The organism is Pontibacterium sp. (assembly GCF_041587635.1).
Classification (GTDB): domain Bacteria; phylum Pseudomonadota; class Gammaproteobacteria; order Pseudomonadales; family Balneatricaceae; genus Pontibacterium.
The window spans coordinates 1-3,480 of the sequence record NZ_JBFGYC010000437.1; the positions used below are offsets into that span (position 1 = coordinate 1).

Annotated in this window: 3 protein-coding genes; all 3 read left to right on the forward strand. The window is 50.6% G+C overall.

Annotated elements, in window-relative coordinates; genetic code table 11:
* A partial coding sequence (gene leuB / locus ABYW01_RS17025; RefSeq protein WP_372835021.1) for a 3-isopropylmalate dehydrogenase occupies positions 1–978 on the forward strand: 978 nt, incomplete at its 5' end.
* A gap of 142 nt (positions 979–1,120) precedes the next feature.
* The gene (gene asd, locus ABYW01_RS17030) at positions 1,121–2,236 is read left to right on the forward strand and encodes an aspartate-semialdehyde dehydrogenase (RefSeq protein WP_372835023.1); all 1,116 of its coding nucleotides are present in this window, start codon (positions 1,121–1,123) and stop codon (positions 2,234–2,236) included.
* A 109-nt stretch (positions 2,237–2,345) separates the two neighbouring features.
* The gene (locus tag ABYW01_RS17035) at positions 2,346–3,371 is read left to right on the forward strand and encodes an aspartate-semialdehyde dehydrogenase (protein WP_372835026.1); all 1,026 of its coding nucleotides are present in this window, start codon (positions 2,346–2,348) and stop codon (positions 3,369–3,371) included.
* Positions 3,372–3,480 lie beyond the last annotated feature (109 nt).

Consider the following 3,480-nt stretch of genomic DNA (forward strand, 5'->3'; position numbering starts at 1 on the left):
CTGGAGATGGATGATGCGCTGGTGGGCGGTGCTGCAATCGATGCTGAAGGTGATGCGTTGCCAGCAACAACCTGGGAAAAGGTTGAAGCGGCGGATGCAATCCTGTTGGGTGCAGTGGGTGGTCCTAAGTGGGATGCACTGCCACCGGCAGAGCGCCCTGAGAAGGGTGGTCTGCTGAAGATTCGCGCGCAGCTGGATCTGTTCGGCAACCTGCGTCCTGCGATCCTGTATCCACAGCTGGCACATGCGTCTACGTTGAAAGAAGACGTTGTATCCGGTCTGGATATCCTGATCGTACGTGAGCTGACCGGTGGTATTTACTTTGGTGAACCTCGTGGTATCAAAACCAAAGAGAACGGCGTGCGTGAAGGTTACAACACCTATGTATACGACGAAGAGCAGATCCGTCGTATCGGTCGTGTTGCATTCGAAGCGGCAATGAAGCGTGGTAAACGTCTGTGTTCTGTCGACAAAGCAAACGTACTGGAAGTCACTATGCTGTGGCGCGAAGTGATGGAAGATCTGTCCAAAGAGTACCCGGAAGTAGAGCTGTCCCACATGTATGTGGACAATGCAGCAATGCAGCTGGTGCGCGCGCCTAAGCAGTTTGACGTGATTGTAACTGGCAACATGTTTGGTGATATCCTGTCTGATGCAGCGGCGATGCTGACCGGCTCTATCGGCATGTTGCCATCTGCTTCTTTGGATGTGAACGGTAAGGGTATGTATGAACCTTGTCACGGTTCCGCGCCTGATATTGCAGGCCAGGGTATTGCAAATCCGCTGGCGATGATTATCTCTGCAGCGATGATGCTACGTCACTCTCTGGGTATGGAAGCGCCGGCAGCGAAAATCGAAGCTGCAGTTGATGTTGTGCTGGATCAGGGGCTGCGTACAGGTGATATCTGGTCTGAAGGCATGCAGAAAGTGAGCACCGTTGAAATGGGTGATGCTGTCGTAGCTGCGCTGAAGGGCTAAGTTCGGCGCAGAAAGACTGATAGCTTGAAAGGGCTATTTATTGCATAATATCTGCTGCTATAAAGGCAGTGTAATCGGCCTCTGCTGGTGAGTAGGGGCCGATTTGTTATTTTTAGAACAATCCGAGTTTTTGGTGAAACAGATGAAACGTGTAGGTTTTGTTGGCTGGCGTGGAATGGTGGGTTCCGTGTTGATGCAACGCATGATGGAAGAGCGTGATTTCGATCAGATCGAAGAACCGGTCTTCTTCACCACATCTCAGGTAGGACAGGCTGGGCCGAATATTGGCAAAGATATTCCAGCGCTGAAAGATGCAACATCCATTGATGATCTCAAGCAGATGGATGCCATTATTTCCTGTCAGGGTGGTGACTACACGAAGCAGGTTTACGGCGCGCTGCGTGAAGCGGGCTGGAATGGTTACTGGATCGATGCGGCATCCTCCTTGCGTATGGATGATGACGCGATCATCGTACTGGATCCGGTAAACATGAACGTCATCAAAGACGGTCTGTCCAGCGGTGTGAAAACCTATGTTGGCGGTAACTGTACAGTATCCCTGATGCTGATGGGTCTGGGTGGTCTGTTCAATGCGGGTCACATCGAGTGGATGACCTCCATGACGTATCAGGCTGCATCCGGCGGTGGTGCGCGTCACATGCGTGAGCTGATCTCTCAGATGGGTATCATTAAAGAATCTGTAGCGACTGATCTGGCGAACCCTGCGAGCGCTATTCTGGATATCGATCGTCAGGTTGCTGAGACTATTCGAAGCGATGCGATGCCAGTTGATAACTTCGGTGTGCCACTGGCGGGTTCCCTGATCCCTTGGATCGATACTAAGCTGGATAACGGCCAGAGCCGTGAAGAGTGGAAGGCATACGCTGAAACCAACAAAATTCTGGGTTTGGGCGATAGCCCGATTCCAATCGACGGTACCTGTGTGCGTATCGGTGCGATGCGTTGCCACAGTCAGGCATTCACCATCAAGCTGAAGCAGAACCTGCCTATGGACGAAATCGAAGGCATGATCGCAGAAGCAAATGATTGGGTTAAAGTAATCCCGAATGATCGTGATATTACGGCGGCTGAATTAACGCCTGCGAAGGTGACGGGTACTTTGAGTGTGCCGGTTGGCCGTCTGCGTAAGATGAATTTGGGTGATGAATACCTGAATGCATTCAGCGTGGGTGATCAGCTTCTGTGGGGTGCTGCAGAGCCTCTGCGTCGTATGTTGCGTATTCTGCTGGAAGGCTAATTCCAGCAGATATACCGTCGATACAATCTTTCAAAGATAAGTGTGTTCATTTGTCTTTATAAAAAACCAGCCCGGCATTGTTCGGGCTGATTTGTTTCCGGGGTTTTAAATGGAAAGAAGTTTTAACATCGCAATTGTGGGTGCCACTGGTTTGGTCGGTGAAGCGATGCGAGAGATATTGGAACAACGCGAATTTCCGGTGGGTGAGTTGTATTTGCTGGCCGGAGAGCGCACTGCAGGGCAAAGTCTACAGTTTCGCGATAAGTCCTATAAGGTGGGGCTGTTGCAGGATTTTGACTTCTCTCAAGTTGAAATCGCGCTGTTTTCCGCGGGAAGCGACGTGTCCATGCAGTATGCTCCGATTGCGGCAGATGCCGGATGTGTGGTGATTGATAACACGTCTTGTTTTCGCTACGACCCGGATATCCCACTGGTGATTCCGGAAGTTAACCCGGAAATGGTGGGTGAATACCGCAACCAGGGCATTATTGCGAACCCGAACTGTTCAACGATTCAGATGTTGATGGCGCTGTCTCCTATTCATCGTGAGGTAGGTATTGAGCGCATCAACGTTTCTACGTACCAGGCTGTTTCAGGCTCAGGTCGTAAAGCGGTGGAAGAGCTGGCGGGTCAGACTGCACGTTTGCTCAATGGGCTGAATATCGATCCGGACGTCTATCCGAAGCAGATCACCTTTAATGTGCTGCCGCAGATAGATGCGATGCAGGACAATGGTTATACCCGTGAAGAGATGAAAATGGTGTTGGAAACCCAGAAAATTCTGGGTGATGACAGTATTCGGGTAAATCCAACATGTGTGCGTGTACCTGTATTCTTTGGGCACTCTGAATCACTGCATGTGGAAACGCGTGAGCCAATTTCAGCAATGGATGTGCGTAACTTGCTTGAAGTGATGCCGGGCGTTGAGGTAGTTGACGAGTCGGACGAAGAGGGTGGTTATGCGACTCCGGTGACCGAGGGTGTTGGTAAGGATGAAGTGTTTGTCAGCCGAATCCGTGAAGATATCTCTTCTCAGAGTGGCATAAACATGTGGGTCGTGTCAGATAATGTGCGTAAAGGTGCTGCATTAAACAGTATTCAGATTGCTGAACTCTTGATCCAACAGTACCTCTAGGGTAAAAACATAAAGTAATTTCTGGGAGTTAGGTGACCCGCAGCGCTGGCTTAGGTTAGGATTGGCTGCTGTGCCGGCTCCCGGTTAATTGTTTCGATGGTTTACACAG

What these genes read in the sequence shown, in the direction of transcription:
- asd (WP_372835023.1), top strand. Translation starts at nt 1,121, where the DNA reads ATGAAACGTGTAGGTTTTGTTGGCTGGCGTGGAATGGTGGGTTCCGTG.
- ABYW01_RS17035 (WP_372835026.1), top strand. Translation starts at nt 2,346, where the DNA reads ATGGAAAGAAGTTTTAACATCGCAATTGTGGGTGCCACTGGTTTGGTC.